Origin of the sequence: Geobacter metallireducens GS-15, assembly GCF_000012925.1 — a bacterium.
GTDB lineage: Bacteria > Desulfobacterota > Desulfuromonadia > Geobacterales > Geobacteraceae > Geobacter > Geobacter metallireducens.
This window is the reverse complement of sequence record NC_007517.1, coordinates 3049363-3068793: the sequence shown is the minus strand read 5'-3', so window position 1 is coordinate 3068793 and position 19431 is coordinate 3049363. Positions and strand designations below refer to the sequence as shown.

Below are 19431 nucleotides of genomic sequence, written 5' to 3'. Positions count from 1 at the left end.
CACTATTTTCAACGCCCGGAGGTTCCCATGTCCGTCACCCTCGACGAGGTAAAACAAGTCTACGCGGAGGCCGACTGTCTCTACACCGCTCCCCAGGTTGAAGAGACCATCGACCGGATGGCGCGGGAGATCACCGCACGGCTGGCCGATGCCAACCCCGTCGTCTTCTGCGTCATGAAGGGGGGGATCATCGTTACCGGCAAACTCCTGCCGAAGCTGGAATTCCCCCTGGAGGCGGAGTACCTCCACGCCACCCGTTACGGCCACAAGCTCTACGGCACCGTCCTCGACTGGAAGGTGCGGCCGACCAAGGAACTGAAGGACCGCACCGTCCTCATCATCGACGACATCCTGGACGAGGGGGAGACCCTGGGCGCCATTGCCGACTGGTGCCGGGGCATGGAGGCGAAGGAGGTGCTGACGGCCGTGCTGATCGACAAGGAGCATGACCGCAAGGCCCGTCCCGACCTGGTCCCCGAGTTCGTGGGGCTCAGGACGCCGGATCGCTATCTCTTCGGCTTCGGCATGGACTACAAGGGGTATTGGCGGAACGCACCGGGGATTTTCGCTCTCAAGGGGTACTGAAACGCGGCACCGGCCCCTCACCCCCAACCCCTCTCCCCGGGGGAGAGGGTGGCCGCAAGGCCGGGTGAGGGGAATTGTTCGGGGTTTTTTTCATACATGAAAACTATCGCTTCGTTCTTCCGTTTCGACCACTACCGTACCAGCTTCCGGAAGGAGACCGTGGCCGGGATCACCACGTTCCTGACCATGGCCTACATCATCATCGTGAACCCGGCCATACTGGAGGCGGGGGGGATCCCGCGGGGGCCCCAGACCACGGCCACCATCCTGGCCGCGGTCTTCGGCTGCGTGGTCATGGCGCTGTGGGCCAACCGACCCTTCGCCATCGCCCCCTACATGAGCGAGAACGCCTTTGTCGCCTTCACGGTGGTGAAGACCCTCGGTTATACCTGGCAGACGGCCATGGGCGCGGTCTTCGTGGCCGGCATCGTCTTTTCCATCCTCACGGTCTTCAGGGTCCGGAGCTGGCTGGCGGAGGCGATCCCCCTCTCCCTCAAGTGCGCCTTTGCCGTGGGGATAGGCCTCTTCCTCACCTTCATCGGCCTCAATGAGACCGGCCTCGTCACCCTGGGGGTTGCCGGGGCGCCGGTGAAGATGGGGAACATTGCCGCGCCGTCGGTGCTCCTGGCGGTCTTCGGCTACCTTCTTACCGTCTTCCTTATGACGCGGCAGGTCCGCGGGGCCATTGTGATCGGCATCGTGGCCACCACAACCCTCTCCATCGCCTTTGGCGTGACCCCCATGCCGAAGGAGTTCGTGAGCCTCCCCCCCGACATCTCGCCGATCCTCTTCCAGCTGGATATCGGGAGCGTCTTCGAGATCCGTTTCTTTCCGGTGGTCCTCACCATTTTCATCATGGCGTTCCTGGACACGGTGGGGACCCTCATCGGCCTCTCCATGCGGGCCGACCTCCTGGACGAGCACGGGAACCTCCCCGAGATCGAGAAGCCGATGCTGGCCGACGCCTTGGCCACCACCGTGGCGCCGCTTTTGGGAACCACCACCACCGGCGCCTACATCGAGTCGGCCGCCGGCATCGAGGAGGGGGGGCGCACCGGTTTCACGGCCCTCGTCGTGGCGGGGCTCTTCCTCCTGGCCCTCTTCTTCGCTCCGCTGTTCACCATCGTCCCCTCCCACGCCTACGGCATTGCCCTCATCGTCATCGGCTCCTTCATGATCGAGCCCATCAAGCGGATCGCATTCGACGACTTCACCGAGCTGGTTCCCGCCTTCCTCACCATCGTCCTCATGATTTTCACCTACAACATCGGCGTCGGCATGAGCACGGGGCTCCTCACCTATCCGCTCCTCAAGGCCGCAGCCGGCCGGGGGCGCGAGGTGCCGGCCGGCATGTGGGTGCTGGCGCTCCTGGCGGTGTCGCTCTTTGTGTTCTTTCCTAAGATGTGAACAGACAACGCAAAAAGGCCCGCCAAGTGCGGGCCTTTAAGTTTTGGAGAGTCATGGTGCTGTCGCGTGTGGCAGTCTCGGAGGATTCCCTCAGGCTTTACCTTTCCCTTTGACCACGTCCGCAAAACGATAGAACAAATCCGGGCTGAAAGCGCCTCCCACCTCGTCTTCCATGATCCGGAGGGCTTCCGCGCCGGGGAGGGCGGTGTGCTTGGGACGGTCGGTGGTCATGGCGCAGTAGGTGTCGCAGAGGGCCGCCAGTTGGGCGCTGCGGGGGATGTCGTCCCCCTTGAGGCCGGCGGGGTAGCCGCTCCCGTCGTATTTTTCGTGATGGTGCCGCACGATGGTCAGCGAAACCTCGCTCAGGGTGCCGGCGCTTTGCAGATGCTCGTATCCCTTCTGGGCATGCTGCTTCGCCTTGTGGTACTCGATAGCGGCCAGGGCGTCCGGTTTGTCGAGGAGTTGGCCGGACAAGAAGACCATTCCCACGTCGTGGAGGAGGGAGCCGATCCCCACGTCAATCATTTCGTCCTGGTTCAAGCGGAAAAGCCGGTCGTGGACCAGCATCATCAGGGCGGCCACCTGGACGCTGTGGGTGAAGATGTAGTAGTTCTGGGACGTGATGGCCTGGAGCGCCTTCAGGGCGTCTTCGTGCCCCGCCACGTACTTCATGAGGTGGCGGATCAGGCTCCGGCAGCGGATGATATCCGCGGTCTTGCCCGGTTCATCAAAGACGTCAGTGACGTAGTTGGCGGCGGTCTGGTAGAGGATGGTCCCCTTGGCGTTGCTGTCGATGTCGTCCCGCGCCAGGAGGGTGTCCAGGTTCTGTTCAAGGTATTCGGTCACCGCGTCCATGTCGCCGCTTCTCACGTAGAGGAATGAGGTGTTGGTCCGTTCGAGCCGGTGCCGGTCCTCCTCCGTGAACTGCCGGTCATGGTTCTTGTACAGGATGTAATTGCCGCTGTTCCTGACGTAGAGGGCGATTTCCGGGAAGTAGGAGGGTGAGACGGATGCGAGGGAAAGGGGTCTGTAGAAACGGCTTTTCATGGAAGGGTCCCTGATATATTCATGGGGCTATTGAAACGCACAGTATGTTGATTTGTCAAGGGTTTCATTGATTAATGAGAGTGTCGCGCAACCGGCTGAATTTCTTGAGGGATGGCGCCTTCGGTTGCCTCTGCCGAATTTCTTCCGTCTCCGGTCCCGGCGATTGACAAGAGAAGACCGGGGCACTACAGTAGGTGTCATTATGCCGGTTCGGCCGCAGCTGGCAGCCGGTGCCGCCGACGGATGGAGATTCGATGGTGCAGACGAGAACGAAGATTACCCTGGGACTCATGGCTGTGATTGCCTGCCTCGCCTTCGGCGGTGCCACCCTCTGGCGGCTTGCCGCAACCGCCCCCGACCGTGAAGGGGTGGCTTCCCTGAAGCTTTTGGCCGAAGTGCTCCGCCAAGTGGAAGAGAACTACGTGGAGAGGGTGGACCGGAAGAAGCTTCTGGAAGGGGCCGTCAACGGGATGCTCGCCGCCCTCGATCCCCACAGTGCCTATCTACCTCCCGAGCCGTTCTCGGAGATGAAGGTGGAGATATCCGGCTCTTTCGGCGGCCTCGGTATCGAGATTGCCCTGAAGGAGGGAAAGCTCACGGTTATTTCACCCATTGAGGATACCCCCGCCTGGCGGGCCGGCATCAAGGCCGGAGACCATATCTGGAAGATCGACGGCACCCCCACCCGCGACCTCACCATCGTTCAGGCGGTGAAAAAAATGCGGGGGGAGCGGGGGACGAAGGTGACTCTCACGATCCTGCGCAATGGCGAAACGGAGCCCCGGGAGTTTCCCCTCGTGCGGGACATTATCCAGACCAAGAGCCTCAAGGCCAGGAGCCTGGAGCCCGGGTACGGCTATGTGCGGATCAGCCACTTCCAGGAGCGGACCGGAGAGGATTTCGCCAATGCCCTGCGGAACCTCAGGGCCGAGAACGGCGGTACTCTCAAGGGGCTCGTGCTCGACCTGCGCAACAACCCCGGCGGGCTTCTGGAGGTGGCGGTGGCGGTGGCCGGCCGCTTCGTGGGTGAGCGGCTCGACAATGGCCTCATCGTCTACACCGAGGGGCGCGAGGAGTTCGCCAAGCGGCGTTTCAGTGCCACCGTCGGCGAGAAGGAACCCCCGTATCCCCTGGTGGTGCTCATCAACAGCGGCAGCGCCAGTGCCTCGGAGATCGTGGCCGGCGCGCTGCAGGACTATGGCCGGGCTGTCATCATGGGAACCCCCAGCTTCGGCAAGGGGTCGGTCCAGACCGTAATCCCCATGAAGGACGGCGCCGGGCTCAAGCTCACCACGGCCCTCTACTACACTCCCAAGGGGCGCTCCATCCAGGCTAGGGGAATCATACCCGACGTCATCGTGGAGAATGCCGAACTGAAGAGCGTGACCAAGGACAGGCGGGAGGACTTCCACGAGAAGGATCTGGACAATCACCTGGGGGGAGGGAAGGACGCGGTTCCCGCAAAGGGGCCGATTGAAAAGAACGAGGAGAGTGGGAAAAAGGGGCAACCCGCACGGCACGCCGTTGGGCCGGAGGATGATGCGAAGAAGGACTTTCAGCTCGCCCGTGCCCTGGATCTCCTGAAGAGCTGGGAGGTGCTGCAGAAGGTGGCGGGGGGGATCAAGTAATTACAGCGTGAAGTAAAAGGTTGCTCCCTTTCCGACCTCTCCCTCGCCCCGGATACTTCCCCCATGCCGCTGGATGATGCGCTGAACCGTGGCAAGGCCGATGCCGGTTCCTTCGAACTCCTGCTTGCTGTGCAGGCGCTGAAAGGTGCCGAAAAGGCGGTGGGCCTCGGCCATGTCGAAGCCTGCTCCGTTGTCGCGGACGAAGTAGACCTCTTTCCCCTCAGTATTGGTGACGCCGAACTCGATCACGGCGTTCTCCTTTTTGCCGGTGTACTTCCAGGCATTCCCCAGGAGGTTCACCAGCACCAGTTGCAGCAGCCGCGAGTCCCCGTTGCCGACGATTCCATCGGCGATTCTGAACTCGACCCGCCGCTCCCTGTCTTTCGATTTCAGTTCCACGGCAATGATGCGGGCCATGGTGCTGAGATTCACCTCCTGCCGCTGCAGTTCCTGGTGGTTCAGCCGCGAAAATTCCATCAGGTCGCCGATCAGGTCGTTCATCCGCATGGTCGCCCGATATATTTCCTGGATGTAATCCTGGCAGGTAGGATCAAGGGTGTCGCCGTGGAGTTCCTGAAGCACCTGGCAGTAGCCGCTGATGTTTGTCAGGGGGGAGCGGAGGTCGTGGGAAACCGTGTAGTTGAATGCCTCCAGCTCACGGTTCGTGGTTTCGAGTTGCTGGTTGAGCCGGCTCAGTTCGTCCTGCGCCCTGATCAGTGCGTCATTCTTCTGAATGGCGGTTTCGTAGGTGCAGAGGAGGAGGTCGAGGATCTGCCTGCGGTCCGCGGTTATGCAGTAGCGTTCTCCGCCGAAGAGGATTTCAAGGCCTGATCGCGCTTCGATCTGGCATGGATTCCGGCTTTCCAGCAGGTAGCTGACACGGGAGAGAAGGTGCTTCTCGTTGCAGGGCTTGGTGATGAAATTGTCGGCGCCGCACTCGAGCCCCCTGATGACATCATGGGGATCGGAAAGGGAGGTCAGGAGGATGACGGGTATGTTCCTGGAATCTTCCCGTTCCTTGATCCTGCGGCACAGCTCATAGCCGTCGATTCCCGGCATGATGACGTCGCTGATGATAAGAGAAGGTGTCTGCCCGGAAAGGAGCGCCAGGGCCTCCCTGCCGTTGCAGGCCGAAATGACGTGGTAGCCGTTCGTTTCCATGATGTGGCGAAGTTGTGCTGACTGGGTGGGGCTGTCTTCGATGATGAGGATGTTGCCGTTGCTTTGTTCCGTGGTTGCTCCCATGTCACTTCTCCATAGCCAGGCTGGTAAGGGCGGTCACGATCCGGTCGGGAGGGAGCGTGTGGGTCGCTGCCCCCAGTTTCAGGGCCTCGCCCGGCATTCCGTGAATGACGGAGCTTTCCCGGTCCTGCACGATGGTGACGGCTCCGGCCTCGCGTAAGCGCTTCAGTTCCCTGGCGCCGTCGCTTCCCATGCCGGTGAGGAGCACACCGACCGTCTGGGCGCCAAAAGCCTGCGTCACGGAGCGGAAGAGGGCAGAGACCGATGGTCGGAGGCCGTTTTCCGGGGGGGTGTTCTGCAACTCGATTGCAGTTCCGTCTTCGGTCACGAGCATGTGAAAACAGTCCGGCGCCACGTAGGCGTGGCCGGGGATGAGTCGGTCGCCGTTGCCGGCAATGTGCACCGGCAGGGCCGAGGTGAGGTTGAGCCACTCGACAAATCCCTTGATGAAGCCCGTGGCCATGTGCTGGACGATGAGGACCGGCAGCGGGAAATCCCTTCGCAGACCGGCAAGAATGGTCTGGAGAACCATGGGCCCGCCGGTCGAAGCGCCGATGGCTACCGCCTTGAGCCGCGCCGGAACCATCGCCTGGCATGGCAAAGAAGGGAGGGAGGCCGGGTTGTCGCGTCGGGGCCACCGCTTTATCACCTTGACTTCAGCCATCAGCTTCACGGCCTGGACGAAGGACCTGGCTTCCCGCTCGTGGTTCGGATGGCCGGGGCCCTGGGGGCGCGGCAGGGCGGTGACGGCCCCCGCCTCTATGGCACGGAAGGTCGAGGCGACTTCCTCGGCGTCAAGGTTTCCGCTCACCACGACGATGGGGACCGGGTGGGTTTCCATGATCCGGCGGGTGGCGAGCAGGCCGTTCATCCGCGGCATGTAGATGTCCATGGTTACCACGTCGGGATTCAGCCGCGCCACCGCTTCGACAGCTTCATCCCCGTCCGCCGCGGTGCCGATCACCTCTATCCCCGGGTCGGCGGCGAGCAGCCCCTGAAGGAACAGCCGCACGCTCGCCGAGTCGTCCACAATGAGAACCTTCACCATCTCAGCCTCTTACTCCACAGCTCAAATCAGCCTCCGTATGGCATCCAGCAGATTGCTCTGGTCGAAACTGCTCTTCACGATATAGGCGTTTGCCCCGGCATCGACCCCCCGTTCCCGGTCCTCGCGGGAGTCGAGGGAAGTTACCAGCACCACCGGCAGCTCGGCCAGCTGCCGTGATTCACGGATCCTTCCGGTCAACTCGAAGCCGTTCATGCGCGGCATGTCCACGTCGGAGACCACCAGGTCGAAATCCTCGGTGCCGAGCAGCGTCAGGGCGTCGACACCGTCCACGGCGGTTTTTACCCGGTAGCCTGCCGCTTCCAGGATGTTCTTCAGGAGCGTCCGGGCGGTGATCGAATCCTCTACGACCAAGATCGAGCGCGGAGCCGCTTCCTCCGCAGGAGGTGCGTAGCCGGTGACGGTGCCTGCCCCGGCGACCCTGACCGCCGACTTTACCAGGTCGCTGCTGTTCAGGATCGGCGCCACCTTGCCGCTCCCCAGAACCGTGGCGCCGGCAATGTTGCGCACGCGGCGCAGTTGAGGCCCGAGCCCCTTGACCGTCACCTCCTGCTCCCCCACGACCTCGTCCACCCCGAAGGCGATTCCCCCGTGCTCGGTGGGGAGGACGAAGAAGGAGAGGTGCTCCCCGTCTCCATCGCCCCTTTCCGTGCGCGGAAGCTCCAGGACGTCGCTCAATCTGGCAAAGGAGAGAGTTCGGCCGTCCAGTTCGATGGTTTCCCGGTTTTCAACGGTGGCGATGGCCGTTCTCCCTTTCCGGGCCACGCGCTCCACGTCGGTGGTCGGCAGCACGAAGAGGTGGCCGCCCGCCCGGACCAGCACCCCCCTGAAGGTGGAGAGGGTCAGGGGGAGGGTGATGCGGAAGGTGGTCCCGAGTCCCGCCTCGCTTTCGACGGCGATGGTTCCGCCGAGCCGCTCCACTTTATCCCGCACGATGGCGAGGCCGAGCCCCCTCCCCGAGATGTCGTCGATGACAGGGCTCGTTGACAGTCCCGAGGCGAAGATGAGGGAGAGGGGATCCTGTCCCTCATCCTGTTCCGCCCCTTCCAGGGAGACAAGGCCCAGCTTCACGGCCGCTTCCTGAAGGCGGATGACGTTGATGCCGGCCCCGTCGTCGGCAATGACGATCTCGACCCTCTTGTTATCAGAGAGGGCGACGGTGATGGCGATCCTCCCGCGGGGGGGCTTCCCCTGCCGCTCCCGCTCCGCGGGGCGTTCGATGCCGTGGTCGATGCAGTTCCGTACCAGGTGCACGAAGGGGTCCTTCATCTCCTCCAGGACCCGCCGGTCGATCTCGATGGCCTCCCCCTCCACGACCAGCTCCACCTCCTTGCCCCGGTCCCGGGAGAGGTCGCGGACGAGCTTCGGGAGGAGCGACAGCAGTGACGAGAAGGGGAGCATCAGCGCCTCCCGCACATCTCCCAGGAGGCTCTCCACCATGTCCCCCAGGTGCATGAGGTCGTGCTCCGCCCCTCTGGTCAGGCGGCTCAGCCGATACCGTGTCATCTTGACCACCACCTGATTCCAGTCGAGGAATTCGAGGAGTTTCCTGGTGGGCGCATCGCTTCCCTCCGAAGCGGTCCCGCTGTTCGCCCCGCTTTTCAGCTCCCTGCGCAGGCGCCGCAATGAAGGCAGCAGCTTTTTCCACTCCTTTTCCCAGAGGGCCAGCGCCTGGAGTTCACCACGCAACTCCTTCGCCCTTTGGGCCGCGGCCAGCTTCGCCGTCAGCATCCCTTCGGTCTGGTGGAGAAGGGTGTCGAGTTTCTCGGTGGCTATTCTCACGGTCTGCGGTGCTGTCGCTTTCCCGGCCTGGGAGGGTTCCTCCTGTTCCGGGGGGGGAGCGGGTGCCGGAGGACGGGGGGGAAGGGTGCCCCGCTGGGCCTGGTGCAGGCGGAACACCACCTCCTTGAGACGCTCCTTTTCCGTGGTGGAGGGGCCGGTTTCAAGGGACGGGAGTAGTCCCCCTATCGTGTCGACCGCCGTGTGGAGGAGATCGAACAGTTCCGGCACCGGCTCCACCTCCCGGCGTTTCATGGCCGAGAAGAGGTTCTCCAAGGCATGGCTCACCGCCTCGATGGACGCCGCATTGACGGAGCGGGCAGCACCTTTCAGGCTGTGGGTTTCCCTGAAGAGCGCCTCGATCAGCTCCAGCTCCCTCGCGGGGGAACTGCTCTGCTCCAGTTCCACGAGTGTGGTGGAGATGGCGTCGAGGCGCTCCCTGGATTCGACCGCGAAGGTTGCCAGAAGTTTTTTCAGAAAGTCTTTATCCATGGGTGTTCCATGTAGGGGCGACCAGTGCCTGTGCGCTGAAGCGCGTCGGCGCACGGGTGAATACAAGATTGCCCCTTGCCCGTTACAGTTTGAGTTGCTCCACCAGCCGCTTCAGCTTCTGTCCCAACTCATGGAGATTCTGGGCGGAGGACTCGGCCTGTTTCGTGCTGGTGACGCTCAGGGCGCTTGCCTCGCTGATGTTTTCCATGGCCAGGGCCACCTGATCCATGCCGACCAACTGCTGCTGGCTGGTGGCGGTGATCTGGGCCGAGGCGTTGGCCGATTCGGCGATGCTTTCCGTCAGGAGCTGGATTGCCTCTCCCGCCTCAGCCGCCTGTTTTTCGCCCGCCTCAACAGCCTTGCTCCCCTGCTCCGTCGCCATCACCGCGGCGTTGGTCCCTTTCTGGATATCGTTCAGCAGCGCCCGCACCTGGGCGGTGGCCTGCTTCGACTGGTCGGCCAGGCTCTTGACTTCATGGGCCACCACGGCAAACCCCTTGCCGTGCTCCCCCGCCTTTGCCGCCTCGATGGAGGCGTTGACGGCCAGGAGGTTCGACTGCTCGGCCAGGTCGTTGACCGTGGCGATAATCTCCCCGATGGCGTGGCTCTGCTCGCTGAGGTTCACGATGCTCTCGGCGATGGTCGCCATCTGCTCGCGGATCCGGTTCATCCCTTCGACGGAGCTTTCCACCGCTTTCCTCCCTCCCTGGGATACCTGCAGCGACCGCTGGGCGGTGTCGGCCACATTCCGGGCCTTCTGGGCGGCCAGTTGCGTGGTCTGCTTCACCTCTTCCACGGTGGCGGTGGTTTCGTTCAGGGCGCTCGCCGTTTCGGCCGCGCTGGAGGCCACCTGGGTGGTTGAGGCCAGGATCTCTCCCGCCGAGGCCGCAAGGACGTTCACCCCCTCCTGGATATCCATGGCCTGCCGGCGGAGATTCTCCACCATCCGGCCAAAGGTCTGGAGGAGGAGGTTCATCTCGTCCTGCCCACTGACGGGGGGGACCGTCACGGTCAGGTCGCCGTCGGCCACCCGCGCCGCGACCCCCATTGCCGTGCCGAGGGGGCGGATGATGCTGCGGGTGAGGGTGACGGCAACCAGAACGACGATTCCGGCGGCGGCGGCAATGGCGAGGGCGGTGAGGATCAGAGACATCCTTGCCGTACTCTGTGCCCCTTTGAAAAACTCGCTTGCGTTACGGTCGGAAAAGCTGAGTATATCTCCAGTCTCCTTGTCCAGGGCCGTGAAAAGCTTCGCTTCGGCACCGGAGAGGAGTTCCTTCGCCTTCCCTTTCTGGTTGGCGGCCGTCAGGGCGATAACCCGGTCCCGGAGCGGCTTCCACTCTTCATAGGTCTTGATGACGTCGTCAACGTCGCCCTGCTTGCCGAGGAACCGCTCCCTGATGATCCCCATGTTCTTCAGGAACTCCTTTTCGGAATCGTTGATCGCCTGCATGTCCGCGGAGACCATAGTGTTGTCCGGCGACGTTACCATCCTGTTCAGGGAGCGGTTCATCTGCATCAGGTTGAGATAGGCATCGCGGATCGACTTCCTGACGGTGAAGGGGTGTTCGTACAGATCGTTGGTGAGGTCCGCCAGGAGGTTCATCCGGTTCAGGGAATAGCCCCCGACTCCCACCAGGAGCGCCAGAACGATCGCGAAACTCACAAGGAGCCGTGTCCGTATTCGCATATCCATCATGTTCCCGTTCTTCCTTTCTTCAGTGCGTAGTTATTGAAAACTTTGCCCGATGGGCGTTCACCCTTCGTCATTGACGATGATGCGCCTGTCGTTGAGGATCCGGCTTCCGTCCAGGATTATCGCCCGCTCACCGGTGATCCCCTTCAGGTACTCCTCCCTGATGCCGGTGAGGGTGGGGAGGGTGGGTTGGATTGCATCGCCGGGGACCGGGCGCACGCCGAGGATCTCGTCCGCCAGGATGCCGAAGGTCATGTCGCCGCCATGGACGATGACCACCTTGTTGAGGTCCGTCAACCCCTTTTCCGGGAGGTCGAAGAATTTTTTCAGGTCGATGACGGAAATGATCTCCCCTCGCACGTTGATGAGGCCGAGGACGAAGGGTGGCGTGCAGGGGATTGGGGTGAGATCCTTCAGGGGGCAGGTCTCCCGAACCCAGGACATCTCGATGCCGTACCGTTCGTAGGCCAGGAGGAATTCGAGAATTTCCAGGTGCCCTTCGGTTGTCTCCCCGGAGAGGGGTTCCCGGGCAAGGGCAGCCGCCCGCGTCTTCAGGATGCGCTTCTCTTCGTCGGGAGACAGCTCCTGGCTGAGGGCTTTGCGGGCCGCTTCAAGCCGTTGGTGGATGTCATCCCAGTCGATGGCTTTCCCCGATTTTGCGAAAGGGGTATGTGTCATGGAGAACTCCTCACTTCATGCCCATCACGGATTTTGTCCTGCTCCCCGGGTCGAGCCGATGATGTCGGCAAGCCTGCCGGCGGTCATTCCATCTCCCCCCGGCACCGGATCATCGTCACGGTATGCGCCGAGAAGTTCCAGGGCATTGGCGAAATGGCGGTCCGCTTCCCTTTTCTTCCCCTGCCCCAGGGTGAGATTGCCCAGGGCGAAGTGGGTGAGCACGAAGGTATGGTCGAGATACAGTGCCCGCTTCAACGATGCCACCGCGTCGCCGATGGCCCCCTGCTCCTGGAGGATGGTTGCGCGGAGGTAGTGAAGCTCCCCGTTGAGCTTGTCGGCGGCGATTGCCTCTCCGGACCACCGGAGCGCCTCCTCCAGGTTGCCCAGGTCGGCGAAGAGCTGCGCCAGGAGGGCGGCAGCCTTGCCGAACAGGGGATGAGGGGCGTCGGTCGCGACGCTGCCGGAGAGAAAGCTGCACAGCCTTTCCGCGGCCTCCCGGTACTCCCCCTGTCGGTGGAGCGCCAAGGCCTCCTCATAGGTCGACGGTTCAGGCTGCGGGGGGAGCGTCTTCTCTTCACCGGCCTCCGGGGGAAGGTGCTCCCTGGGAACAGGCAATATGAATGGTGATGGCTCTTCCCGGTGAAGAGTCTCTTCAGTCGGGAGCGGGCATGAAAACGCGGCGGGACGTTTCCCTGTCCCGCCCTTCCGGTAGAAAAGCGCTCCCGGGAACGTGACGGCGTCAAAGTCCGCGAAAAGAGCCGACGATACCTCGCAGGGGCTGACAAGGAGCCACCCCCCATCGAGGAGGGAACGGTGAAAATTCCCGGTCGCCCGGCCGGCCTGTTCCGTTCCGAAGTACATCAGCACGTTGCGGCAGAAGATGATGTCCATCGCATTGGTGTTATTCACGAGGGACGGGAACGTGTCCTCCACCAGGTTGAGGTTGGCGAAGGTCACCATCTTCCTGATGGCGAAGGGAACTTCGAGGCGCCCGTCCGGGCAGCGGGTGAAATACCGTTCCTTCACCCACTCCGGCACGCCGCGGAACGACCAGTCGCTGTAAATCCCCGCTGCCGCCTTGGCGAGGGCGCGGGGGTTGATATCCGTGGCCAGGATGGCGACGTTCCACTCATCGATGTCGGGGATCATCTTCTTGAGCAGGATCGCGATGGAATACGCTTCCTCGCCCGATGAGCACCCGGCGCTCCAGATCCGCAGCCGCTGTTCCTTTCCCCGCCGCGAGTCGATCAGCTCCGGGAGGATGCGGGATTCAAGGGCGTCAAATCCTCCTTTCTCGCGGAAGAAGTAGGTTTCGCCGATGGTCAGGTGGCTGGCGAGAATCTCGATCTCGGCCCGCGATACCCGCGACGACAGGAGCCACTGCACGCATGCTTCCACCCTCTTGAAGCCGAGGTCCCGGGCAGCATGGATCGTTCTGCGTTCGAGGTCGCGCCAGCGCTTTTCCGGAAAATGGAGGCCGAGTTGGCAGGAAACGAACTCACTGAACCGTGACAGGAGCTGACGGGAAATATGGTGCGTCATGGCTCTGTCGCCAAGGGGGGATCAGGCATGGCGTTCCTGTTCCATTGCCGCGTCCAGGACCTGTTCTTCCTCCAGGGAAAGGAAGCCGTCGAGATCGTGGATAAAGACCATCCCATCCTCAAGTTTCACTACTCCATGCACATGCTCCATGCCGGGAAGGACCGCCTCGGGAGGGATGATTTCGCCTGCCGGCCGCTCGATGACCTCATGGACGCCGTTGACCGCAAGGGCCACGGTCCGTTTCGCCGTCCGGGCGATGACCAGGTGGTCGCCCAGGCCCGTTTTCCGCTCCGGGAGGGCGAAACGGCGACGGATGTCCAGGACCGGTACAATCATTCCGTTCACGGAGATGACGCCGAGAACTATGCCGGGCGCTTTTGGCAGGGGGGTGATCTCGACCATGCGGACGGTCCGGTCCACGGCTGAAAGGTGCAGCGCATAGCGCTGATCGTCGAGGGTGAAGATAACGAGGTGACAGGATTCGCTCACGGGGCCATCGCCTTATTGATTGCACGGGTGTGTCTGCGCTGAAAACCTTCGCGGGAAGTGACGGCGGACTTGCGTACATTTTCAACCGGTTATTCGGGTTCAGCGGAAAGGTGCGACGGAAAATAGGAGTGGCTTAATTAGGCGAGGATAGTAACAGAAAAGCGATGAAGAGACAAGATGTTGACCGATGCTGTAAGGAATTAATGCTGACACGGCATGGCTCGTTCAGTTGGGATCAAGAAGGCCAATCTTTCGGTGTAGTGCTTACGGTTCCTTTGTGGGTGGGAAGAAAGCGTGTGGCTCTTTCCGGGAATAGGACCGGTTTTCATTGGAGGCCCGGAACGAGTCCCGCAATTCCCTGAGCTTGGCGATCTGATGGTCGATCTCCGAAAATCCCGGTATGATGAGGCGCAAGAGCATGCGGCATGCCTCCTTCAGAGGGTAGATACAATGCTGTTAATGTATAAGGCCAGTGTTAACGCTGGGTTACGGCGGAGTGAAAGGTGGGTGGGGAGAGGGACAAAAAAAGGGGCGCCTGACGCGCCCCGGTGATAGCCTATGCAATCTCGCCGCTCGGCGGCGCCGTGTGGCGGATGTCCTTCCCCTTGACCATGAAGATCACCATCTCGGCCACGTTGGTGGCGTGGTCGGCGATCCGCTCCATGTACTTGGAGATGTAGAGGAGCTTCATGGCCCGGGTGATGCTTGAGGGGTCTTCCATCATGAAGGTGAGGAGCTCCCGCTGGATCTGGTCGTTGAGGCCGTCCACGAAGGCGTCTTCCTTGCAGACCTTGATGGCCAGTTCGGCATCGCCCCGGACAAAGGCGTCGAGGGCTTCCTTCACCATGGTCCCTGCCGCCGCGGACATGCGGGGGAGGTCGATATAGGGCTTGAGCGGCGGCTCCTCGTTCAGCTCCACGACCCGCTTGGCCACGCTGGTGCACTGGTCGCCGATCCGCTCCAGGTCGGTAACGATCTTGAGGGCCAGGGTGATGAAGCGGAGGTCCCGGGCCGCAGGCTGCCGCCGGGCCAACACCTGGAGGCACTTCTCATCGATCTCCAGTTCCAGGTGGTTGATCTGGTGGTCCGTGGCGATGAGGCGCCGGGCCAGGTCCGAGTCCCGATCCACCAGGGACTTCATGGCATCGGAGATCATCTGCTCCACCTTGCCCCCCATCTCCAGGAGCTTGTTTCTGATCTCGTTCAGTTCTTCGTCAAAATGTCTGCTGAAATGCTCGCGTTCCATCCATGTCTCCAGGGTGAAAATTAGATTTTTTGTGGGGTATTTCAGGTCTACCCGAAACGTCCCGTAATGTAATCTTCGGTCTGCTTCTTCTCGGGGGTGGTGAAAAGCTTCTTGGTCTCGCCCCACTCGACCAGGTCACCCATGTAGAAGAAGGCGGTGTAGTCGGAGACCCGGGCCGCCTGCTGCATGTTGTGGGTGACGATGATGATGGTGTACTTCTCCGTCAGCTCTTCTATCAGTTCCTCGATCTTCAGGGTGGAAATCGGGTCGAGGGCCGATGCGGGCTCGTCCATGAGGATGACTTCCGGCTGCACGGCAATGGTCCGGGCAATGCAGAGCCGCTGCTGCTGGCCACCGGAGAGCTCCATGGAGTTGCTCTTGAGGCGGTCCTTGACCTCGTCCCAGAGGGCCACCCGGCGCAGGCTGGTTTCGACGATCTCGTCGGCATCGCTCTTCTTCACGCGCCCGTTCAGTTTGTACCCTGCCACCACATTATCGTAAATGGACATGGCAGGGAAGGGGTTCGGTTTCTGGAAGACCATGCCGACGCGGCGCCGGATGGAGACCGGATCGACCTTGCGGTCATAGATGTCGTTGCCGTCCAGGAGGACCTTTCCGGTTACGCGGGCGTTGGGAAAGAGATCGTGCATCCGGTTGAGGGAGCGGAGCATGGTGGACTTGCCGCACCCCGACGGCCCGATGATGGCGGTGACGGTGTTTTCGGGGACGTCGATGGAGACATCCTTGACCGCGTGGGTCTGCCCGAAGTGTACATTCAGTTTGTCGATTTTGACCTTGGTGTTCATGGGTTCCTCTGGATAAATGGTTACGACTGCTGTCTGCTTCTGCCCAGGTAGCGGGCCGTGAGGCTCAACCCGAACATGATCGTCACGAGGACCAGGGCTCCCGCCCAGGCAAGCTTGTGCCAGTCTTCGTAGGGGGCGATGGCGAAGTTGAAGATCTGCAGCGGCATGGCGGCGATCGGCTCGGTCAGCTTCTTGCTCCAGAACTGGTTCCCCAGGGCGGTGAAGAGGAGCGGAGCGGTTTCGCCGGCGATCCGGGCAATGGCCAGGAGGATGCCGGTCATGACCCCTTTCGTGGCGCTCCTCAGGGTCACCTTGAGGCTCGTGCGCCAGAGGGGCACTCCCAGAGCCAGGGAGGCCTCCCGCAGGGAACCGGGAACCATCTTCAACTGTTCCTCGGTGGTGCGGAGCACGATGGGGACCATGATGAGCGACAGGGCCACGGCTCCGGCCAGGGCGGAGAAGCCCTTCATCGGCACCACCAGGAGGGTGTAGGCCACCATGCCGGTGATGATGGACGGCACGCCGGAGAGGACATCCGCGGCAAAGCGGACGGTGTTGGAGATGCGGCTTCCGCCGAACTCCACCAGGTAGAGGGCCCCGAAGACCCCGACCGGTATGCCGATGGTGGAAGCAAGCGCGATCAGGAGCGCCGACCCCACCATGCCGTTGGCCATCCCGCCACCGGTTTCTCCGGTCGGTTTCGGGATGTGGATGAAGAAGTCCAGGTTGATGGAGCTGGCCCCCATCTTCATGATGTGGAAGAAGATCAGCCCCAGCGGCACGAGGACGGCCACGGTGGCGCAGACCATGGAAATGGTGATTATGGAGTTTTTCAGGTTCCGGCGAGTGACGATGTTCATTATTTCGCGCCTCCTGCCGCCTGCCGCGTCATCCCCCAGAGGAGGAGCCGCGCCATGACGTTGATGACCAGGGTGACCACCAGAAGGAGGAGTCCGATCTCCATGAGGGCGGAGGCGTGGAGCTTGGAGGTGGTCTCGGCGAACTCGTTGGCGATGACGCTCGGCATGGTGTAGGCCGGGGAGAGGAGCGAAAGGGATATCTGCGGCGTGTTGCCGATCACCATGGTGACCGCCATGGTCTCGCCGATGGCCCGGCCGAGGCCGAGGATCACCGCCCCGAGGATCCCGGAGCGTCCGTAGGGGAGAACCGCCATCCGGATCATCTCCCAGCGGGTGGCACCGAGAGCGATGGCCGCTTCGCGCTGGCTTTGGGGAACGGCAAGAAGGACCTCCTTGGTGATGGAGGTTATGATCGGGACGACCATGATCATCAGGATAAAGACCGCGGCCAGCATGCTGACGCCGTAGGGAGCCCCCTGGAAGAAGGGAAGGAACCCGAGGTGGTCGCTGAGAAACGGCTGCACCGTCTGCTGGAGCCACGGGGCCATCACCAAAATTCCCCACAGACCGTAGATGACGCTGGGGATGGCCGCCAGAAGCTCGACCAGGGCCGCCACCGCGCCGCCGAACCTCTTGGGTGCTATCTCCGTGACGAAGAGGGCTGTCCCGACGCTGAGGGGGGTGGCCAGAGCCAGGGCGAGGAGGGAGGAGACCACCGAACCCCAGATGTAGGGGAGGGCACCAAAAATTCCCTGGACCGCATCCCAGTCGGAGCTGCCGGCGAATTTCCAGCCGAAGGCCTTGATGGCCGGGAGGCTTTCCTTGACCATCTCCAGGGTCATGAGGGCCAGGATGAGCAGGATGCTGAAGGCGAATGCGGCGGTGACAGCCTTGAAGACAAGATCGGCATTCAGCCTTTTACTTGGGGCAATCGGGGGTGAAGGAGTCTCGTTAGTCACCGTCTTCTCCGTACATCCGGTTGGTTGCTTGAGAGTCAGTTCTCCGGGATCATTGGGCATGATGGAGCCTTTGTTTTCTGATGTAGCCAGTTGTTGCATGATTTTAATGATGCTGTAACAATCGCAGACACACAAAGATGCCCGGCGGACGCCGCTTCACTGAAGCGGGCCGCCGGGCTTCAGGCGCTGATTACTTGACGGTCTTGATGGTCTTCTCCACCATCTTCTTGACGTTCTCGGGGAGCGGCGCGTAGAGGAGCGGTGCTGCCATCTTCTGGCCGTTGCGGAGGCTCCAGTTCAGGAATTCCACCAGCTTTTTCCCTTTGACGGCGTCTTTCTGCTTTTCGTACACGAGGAGCCAGGTGAAGCCGACGATGGGGTAGGCGTCCTTGCCCGGCTGGTTCACCAGGGAGATCCGGTAATCAGCCGGCATGTGTTTGACGGCTGCGGCTGCCGCTGCGCTCGTCGTCTGGATGGAGGGGACTACCCAGCTGCCGCTCTTGTTCTTGAGGGTCGCGTAGGGGAGCTTGTTCTCGAAGGCATAGGCAAGCTCAACATAGCCGATGGAGTTTGCAGTGGTCTTGATCTGGCCGGCAACACCCTCGTTCCCCTTGCCGCCGAGGCCGATGGGCCACTTGACCGAGGCACCTTTGCCGACCTTCTTGGCCCACTCCTGGTTCACGCCGGAGAGGAAGTCGGTGAAGATGCTGGTGGTGCCGCTGCCGTCGGAGCGGTGCACGACGATGATCGGGCTATTGGGAAGCTTGACGCCGGGGTTGTCGTCTGCGATGCGCGGATCGTTCCACTTGCTGATCTTGCCGAGGAAGATGTCGGCCACGTCTTCAGCCTTGAGCTTCAGCCCCTTCGGAGCGCCCGGAAGGTTGTAGGTTACGACGACCGCACCCATGACGGTCGGAATGTGGAGGAGCTTGCCGGGGGCCGCCTTCAGTTCCGCATCGCTCAGGAACTTGTCGCTGGCGCCGAAGTCGACGGTCTGGGCAGTGATCTGCTTGATGCCGCCGCCGCTGCCGATGGACTGGTAGTTGAATTTCACCGAGGGATCGATCTTGGCGTACTCGCTGAACCACTTGGAGTAGAGCGGGTAGGGGAAGGTGGCGCCTGCGCCGTTGATGAGGGTTTCCGCACCGGCCTGGCCGGCCGCGGCGGTTACTGCCAGAGTCGCGAGGATCGCGAGACTTTTCCGTAATGCTTTGAGCATCTGGTTCCTCCTGGGAATTTGTTTTCAACACATGCGTGATAATAGGCTGGCTTCTGTTACATTCAGGTTACGACCATGCAAAGATCCTCTGAAAAACCTGAAAACCGTCGCTGAAACGGACTCCTCCCACTGTTACAACTCCTCCCGGAGCCGACGGGGGGAGAAGCGCACGGTGATGATCCGCACCGCTGCCAGCGACAGGACCAGGGCGATCACCATGGTGATCTTTTCCCAGTTCATGTCCCGGTACCAGAAGGCCATCACCTCGGTCAGCACCGTGACCAGTACCGTGTCGATGATGTAGGTCACCTTCACCCGTCCCTCAGTAAAGTAGGCAAGGGCCGTGCGGAGGACCTCCACGATGGCCAGCACCGTCAGCACATCCACCAGGATGGTCCTGAAGGCCCCGTGCATATCGTGCCCCATGACCAGCCGCAGGTCGTGGAAGGTGCCGATGATGGCCGCCAGGATGGCCAGCAGAATAGCGAAGATAAGAAGGCTCAACAGCGCCCGGGCCGAGATCTCGAAAAATCGCGTGAGCTTCAGGTCGATGACGTTTTCTTTCCACATGCTCTCTCCTTTTTCTCTCGTTTGTTTTGGGGCAAGGGTAGCAGGGAAATGTCACAGCGGCGTGAAACCGGGGTGAGGAGTTGGAAACTGTTGACTTTGCCGGCGCCGGGGGTATCTTCG

At 61.9% G+C, this 19431-nt stretch carries 18 protein-coding genes; 3 read left to right on the top strand and 15 right to left on the bottom strand.

The genetic code is table 11. The features are described 5' to 3' along the window. The first annotated feature begins 27 nt into the window (after positions 1 to 27). Together GMET_RS13615 and GMET_RS13610 are read left to right on the top strand one after the other, a co-directional pair. A complete protein-coding gene (locus GMET_RS13615) occupies positions 28 to 585 on the top strand; it encodes a hypoxanthine-guanine phosphoribosyltransferase (protein WP_004511744.1) in 558 nt (185 codons plus the stop codon). A 96-nt stretch (positions 586 to 681) separates the two neighbouring features. Continuing rightward, complete coding sequence (locus GMET_RS13610; RefSeq protein ID WP_004511745.1) at positions 682 to 1992, top strand: NCS2 family permease; 1311 nt, start codon at positions 682 to 684, stop codon at positions 1990 to 1992. A 90-nt stretch (positions 1993 to 2082) separates the two neighbouring features. Here the strand turns inward: GMET_RS13610 and GMET_RS13605 are convergent, their stop codons facing one another. Beyond that, positions 2083 to 3039: an HD-GYP domain-containing protein gene (locus GMET_RS13605; protein WP_004511746.1), complete on the bottom strand. Its 957-nt coding sequence runs from the start codon at positions 3037 to 3039 to the stop codon at positions 2083 to 2085. Positions 3040 to 3293: 254 nt separating this feature from the next. Between GMET_RS13605 and GMET_RS13600 the strand changes: the two genes are divergently transcribed. Then, a complete protein-coding gene (locus tag GMET_RS13600) occupies positions 3294 to 4667 on the top strand; it encodes a S41 family peptidase (RefSeq protein ID WP_004511747.1) in 1374 nt (457 codons plus the stop codon). Here GMET_RS13600 and GMET_RS13595 read toward each other — a convergent pair whose 3' ends face one another. The 14 genes from GMET_RS13595 to GMET_RS13535 all read right to left on the bottom strand — a co-directional run bounded on the left by GMET_RS13595 (position 4668) and on the right by GMET_RS13535 (position 19311). Continuing rightward, complete coding sequence (locus tag GMET_RS13595) at positions 4668 to 5912, bottom strand: response regulator (protein ID WP_004511748.1); 1245 nt, start codon at positions 5910 to 5912, stop codon at positions 4668 to 4670. It lies immediately after the preceding gene. A 1-nt stretch (position 5913) separates the two neighbouring features. Continuing rightward, entirely contained in the window at positions 5914 to 6957 is a 1044-nt protein-coding gene (gene cheB, locus GMET_RS13590; RefSeq protein WP_004511749.1) for a chemotaxis-specific protein-glutamate methyltransferase CheB, read from the bottom strand. 21 nt (positions 6958 to 6978) lie between these two features. Then, positions 6979 to 9246: a hybrid sensor histidine kinase/response regulator gene (locus tag GMET_RS13585; RefSeq protein ID WP_004511750.1), complete on the bottom strand. Its 2268-nt coding sequence runs from the start codon at positions 9244 to 9246 to the stop codon at positions 6979 to 6981. An 82-nt stretch (positions 9247 to 9328) separates the two neighbouring features. After that, positions 9329 to 10936 (bottom strand): methyl-accepting chemotaxis protein, encoded by a 1608-nt coding sequence (locus GMET_RS13580; RefSeq protein WP_187148451.1) that lies wholly within the window; start codon positions 10934 to 10936, stop codon positions 9329 to 9331. A 66-nt stretch (positions 10937 to 11002) separates the two neighbouring features. Next, positions 11003 to 11620, bottom strand: coding sequence for a chemotaxis protein CheW (locus GMET_RS13575; protein WP_004511752.1), 618 nt, complete (start codon positions 11618 to 11620; stop codon positions 11003 to 11005). 24 nt (positions 11621 to 11644) lie between these two features. Then, positions 11645 to 13162, bottom strand: a complete 1518-nt coding sequence (locus GMET_RS13570; protein ID WP_004511753.1) for a CheR family methyltransferase — start codon at positions 13160 to 13162, stop codon at positions 11645 to 11647. A 21-nt stretch (positions 13163 to 13183) separates the two neighbouring features. Next, a complete protein-coding gene (locus GMET_RS13565; protein WP_011366087.1) occupies positions 13184 to 13651 on the bottom strand; it encodes a chemotaxis protein CheW in 468 nt (155 codons plus the stop codon). A 264-nt stretch (positions 13652 to 13915) separates the two neighbouring features. Continuing rightward, entirely contained in the window at positions 13916 to 14071 is a 156-nt protein-coding gene (locus GMET_RS18860; protein ID WP_004511755.1) for a hypothetical protein, read from the bottom strand. 136 nt (positions 14072 to 14207) lie between these two features. Next, a complete protein-coding gene (phoU, locus tag GMET_RS13560; RefSeq protein ID WP_004511756.1) occupies positions 14208 to 14897 on the bottom strand; it encodes a phosphate signaling complex protein PhoU in 690 nt (229 codons plus the stop codon). Between the two features lie 47 nt (positions 14898 to 14944). Further along, positions 14945 to 15703 carry a phosphate ABC transporter ATP-binding protein PstB gene (pstB, locus tag GMET_RS13555; RefSeq protein ID WP_004511757.1) on the bottom strand — a complete coding sequence of 253 codons (759 nt, stop codon included), beginning with the start codon at positions 15701 to 15703 and terminating at the stop codon, positions 14945 to 14947. Positions 15704 to 15723: 20 nt separating this feature from the next. After that, the gene (gene pstA / locus GMET_RS13550) at positions 15724 to 16563 is read right to left on the bottom strand and encodes a phosphate ABC transporter permease PstA (RefSeq protein WP_004511758.1); all 840 of its coding nucleotides are present in this window, start codon (positions 16561 to 16563) and stop codon (positions 15724 to 15726) included. Further along, positions 16563 to 17582, bottom strand: coding sequence for a phosphate ABC transporter permease subunit PstC (pstC, locus tag GMET_RS13545; protein WP_004511759.1), 1020 nt, complete (start codon positions 17580 to 17582; stop codon positions 16563 to 16565). The genes pstA and pstC overlap by 1 nt, the downstream gene beginning before the upstream one ends. Before the next feature lie 130 nt (positions 17583 to 17712). Next, a complete protein-coding gene (gene pstS / locus GMET_RS13540) occupies positions 17713 to 18741 on the bottom strand; it encodes a phosphate ABC transporter substrate-binding protein PstS (protein ID WP_004511760.1) in 1029 nt (342 codons plus the stop codon). A gap of 132 nt (positions 18742 to 18873) precedes the next feature. After that, complete coding sequence (locus GMET_RS13535; protein WP_004511761.1) at positions 18874 to 19311, bottom strand: phosphate-starvation-inducible PsiE family protein; 438 nt, start codon at positions 19309 to 19311, stop codon at positions 18874 to 18876. Positions 19312 to 19431: the final 120 nt, after the last annotated feature.

What these genes read in the sequence shown, in the direction of transcription:
- GMET_RS13570 (WP_004511753.1), bottom strand. Translation starts at nt 13,162, where the DNA reads ATGACGCACCATATTTCCCGTCAGCTCCTGTCACGGTTCAGTGAGTTC.
- pstC (WP_004511759.1), bottom strand. Translation starts at nt 17,582, where the DNA reads ATGCCCAATGATCCCGGAGAACTGACTCTCAAGCAACCAACCGGATGT.
- pstB (WP_004511757.1), bottom strand. Translation starts at nt 15,703, where the DNA reads ATGAACACCAAGGTCAAAATCGACAAACTGAATGTACACTTCGGGCAG.
- GMET_RS13610 (WP_004511745.1), top strand. Translation starts at nt 682, where the DNA reads ATGAAAACTATCGCTTCGTTCTTCCGTTTCGACCACTACCGTACCAGC.
- GMET_RS13605 (WP_004511746.1), bottom strand. Translation starts at nt 3,039, where the DNA reads ATGAAAAGCCGTTTCTACAGACCCCTTTCCCTCGCATCCGTCTCACCC.
- GMET_RS13580 (WP_187148451.1), bottom strand. Translation starts at nt 10,936, where the DNA reads ATGCGAATACGGACACGGCTCCTTGTGAGTTTCGCGATCGTTCTGGCG.
- cheB (WP_004511749.1), bottom strand. Translation starts at nt 6,957, where the DNA reads ATGGTGAAGGTTCTCATTGTGGACGACTCGGCGAGCGTGCGGCTGTTC.
- GMET_RS13600 (WP_004511747.1), top strand. Translation starts at nt 3,294, where the DNA reads ATGGTGCAGACGAGAACGAAGATTACCCTGGGACTCATGGCTGTGATT.
- phoU (WP_004511756.1), bottom strand. Translation starts at nt 14,897, where the DNA reads ATGGAACGCGAGCATTTCAGCAGACATTTTGACGAAGAACTGAACGAG.
- GMET_RS18860 (WP_004511755.1), bottom strand. Translation starts at nt 14,071, where the DNA reads ATGCTCTTGCGCCTCATCATACCGGGATTTTCGGAGATCGACCATCAG.
- GMET_RS13575 (WP_004511752.1), bottom strand. Translation starts at nt 11,620, where the DNA reads ATGACACATACCCCTTTCGCAAAATCGGGGAAAGCCATCGACTGGGAT.
- pstS (WP_004511760.1), bottom strand. Translation starts at nt 18,741, where the DNA reads ATGCTCAAAGCATTACGGAAAAGTCTCGCGATCCTCGCGACTCTGGCA.
- GMET_RS13615 (WP_004511744.1), top strand. Translation starts at nt 28, where the DNA reads ATGTCCGTCACCCTCGACGAGGTAAAACAAGTCTACGCGGAGGCCGAC.
- GMET_RS13595 (WP_004511748.1), bottom strand. Translation starts at nt 5,912, where the DNA reads ATGGGAGCAACCACGGAACAAAGCAACGGCAACATCCTCATCATCGAA.
- pstA (WP_004511758.1), bottom strand. Translation starts at nt 16,563, where the DNA reads ATGAACATCGTCACTCGCCGGAACCTGAAAAACTCCATAATCACCATT.
- GMET_RS13535 (WP_004511761.1), bottom strand. Translation starts at nt 19,311, where the DNA reads ATGTGGAAAGAAAACGTCATCGACCTGAAGCTCACGCGATTTTTCGAG.
- GMET_RS13585 (WP_004511750.1), bottom strand. Translation starts at nt 9,246, where the DNA reads ATGGATAAAGACTTTCTGAAAAAACTTCTGGCAACCTTCGCGGTCGAA.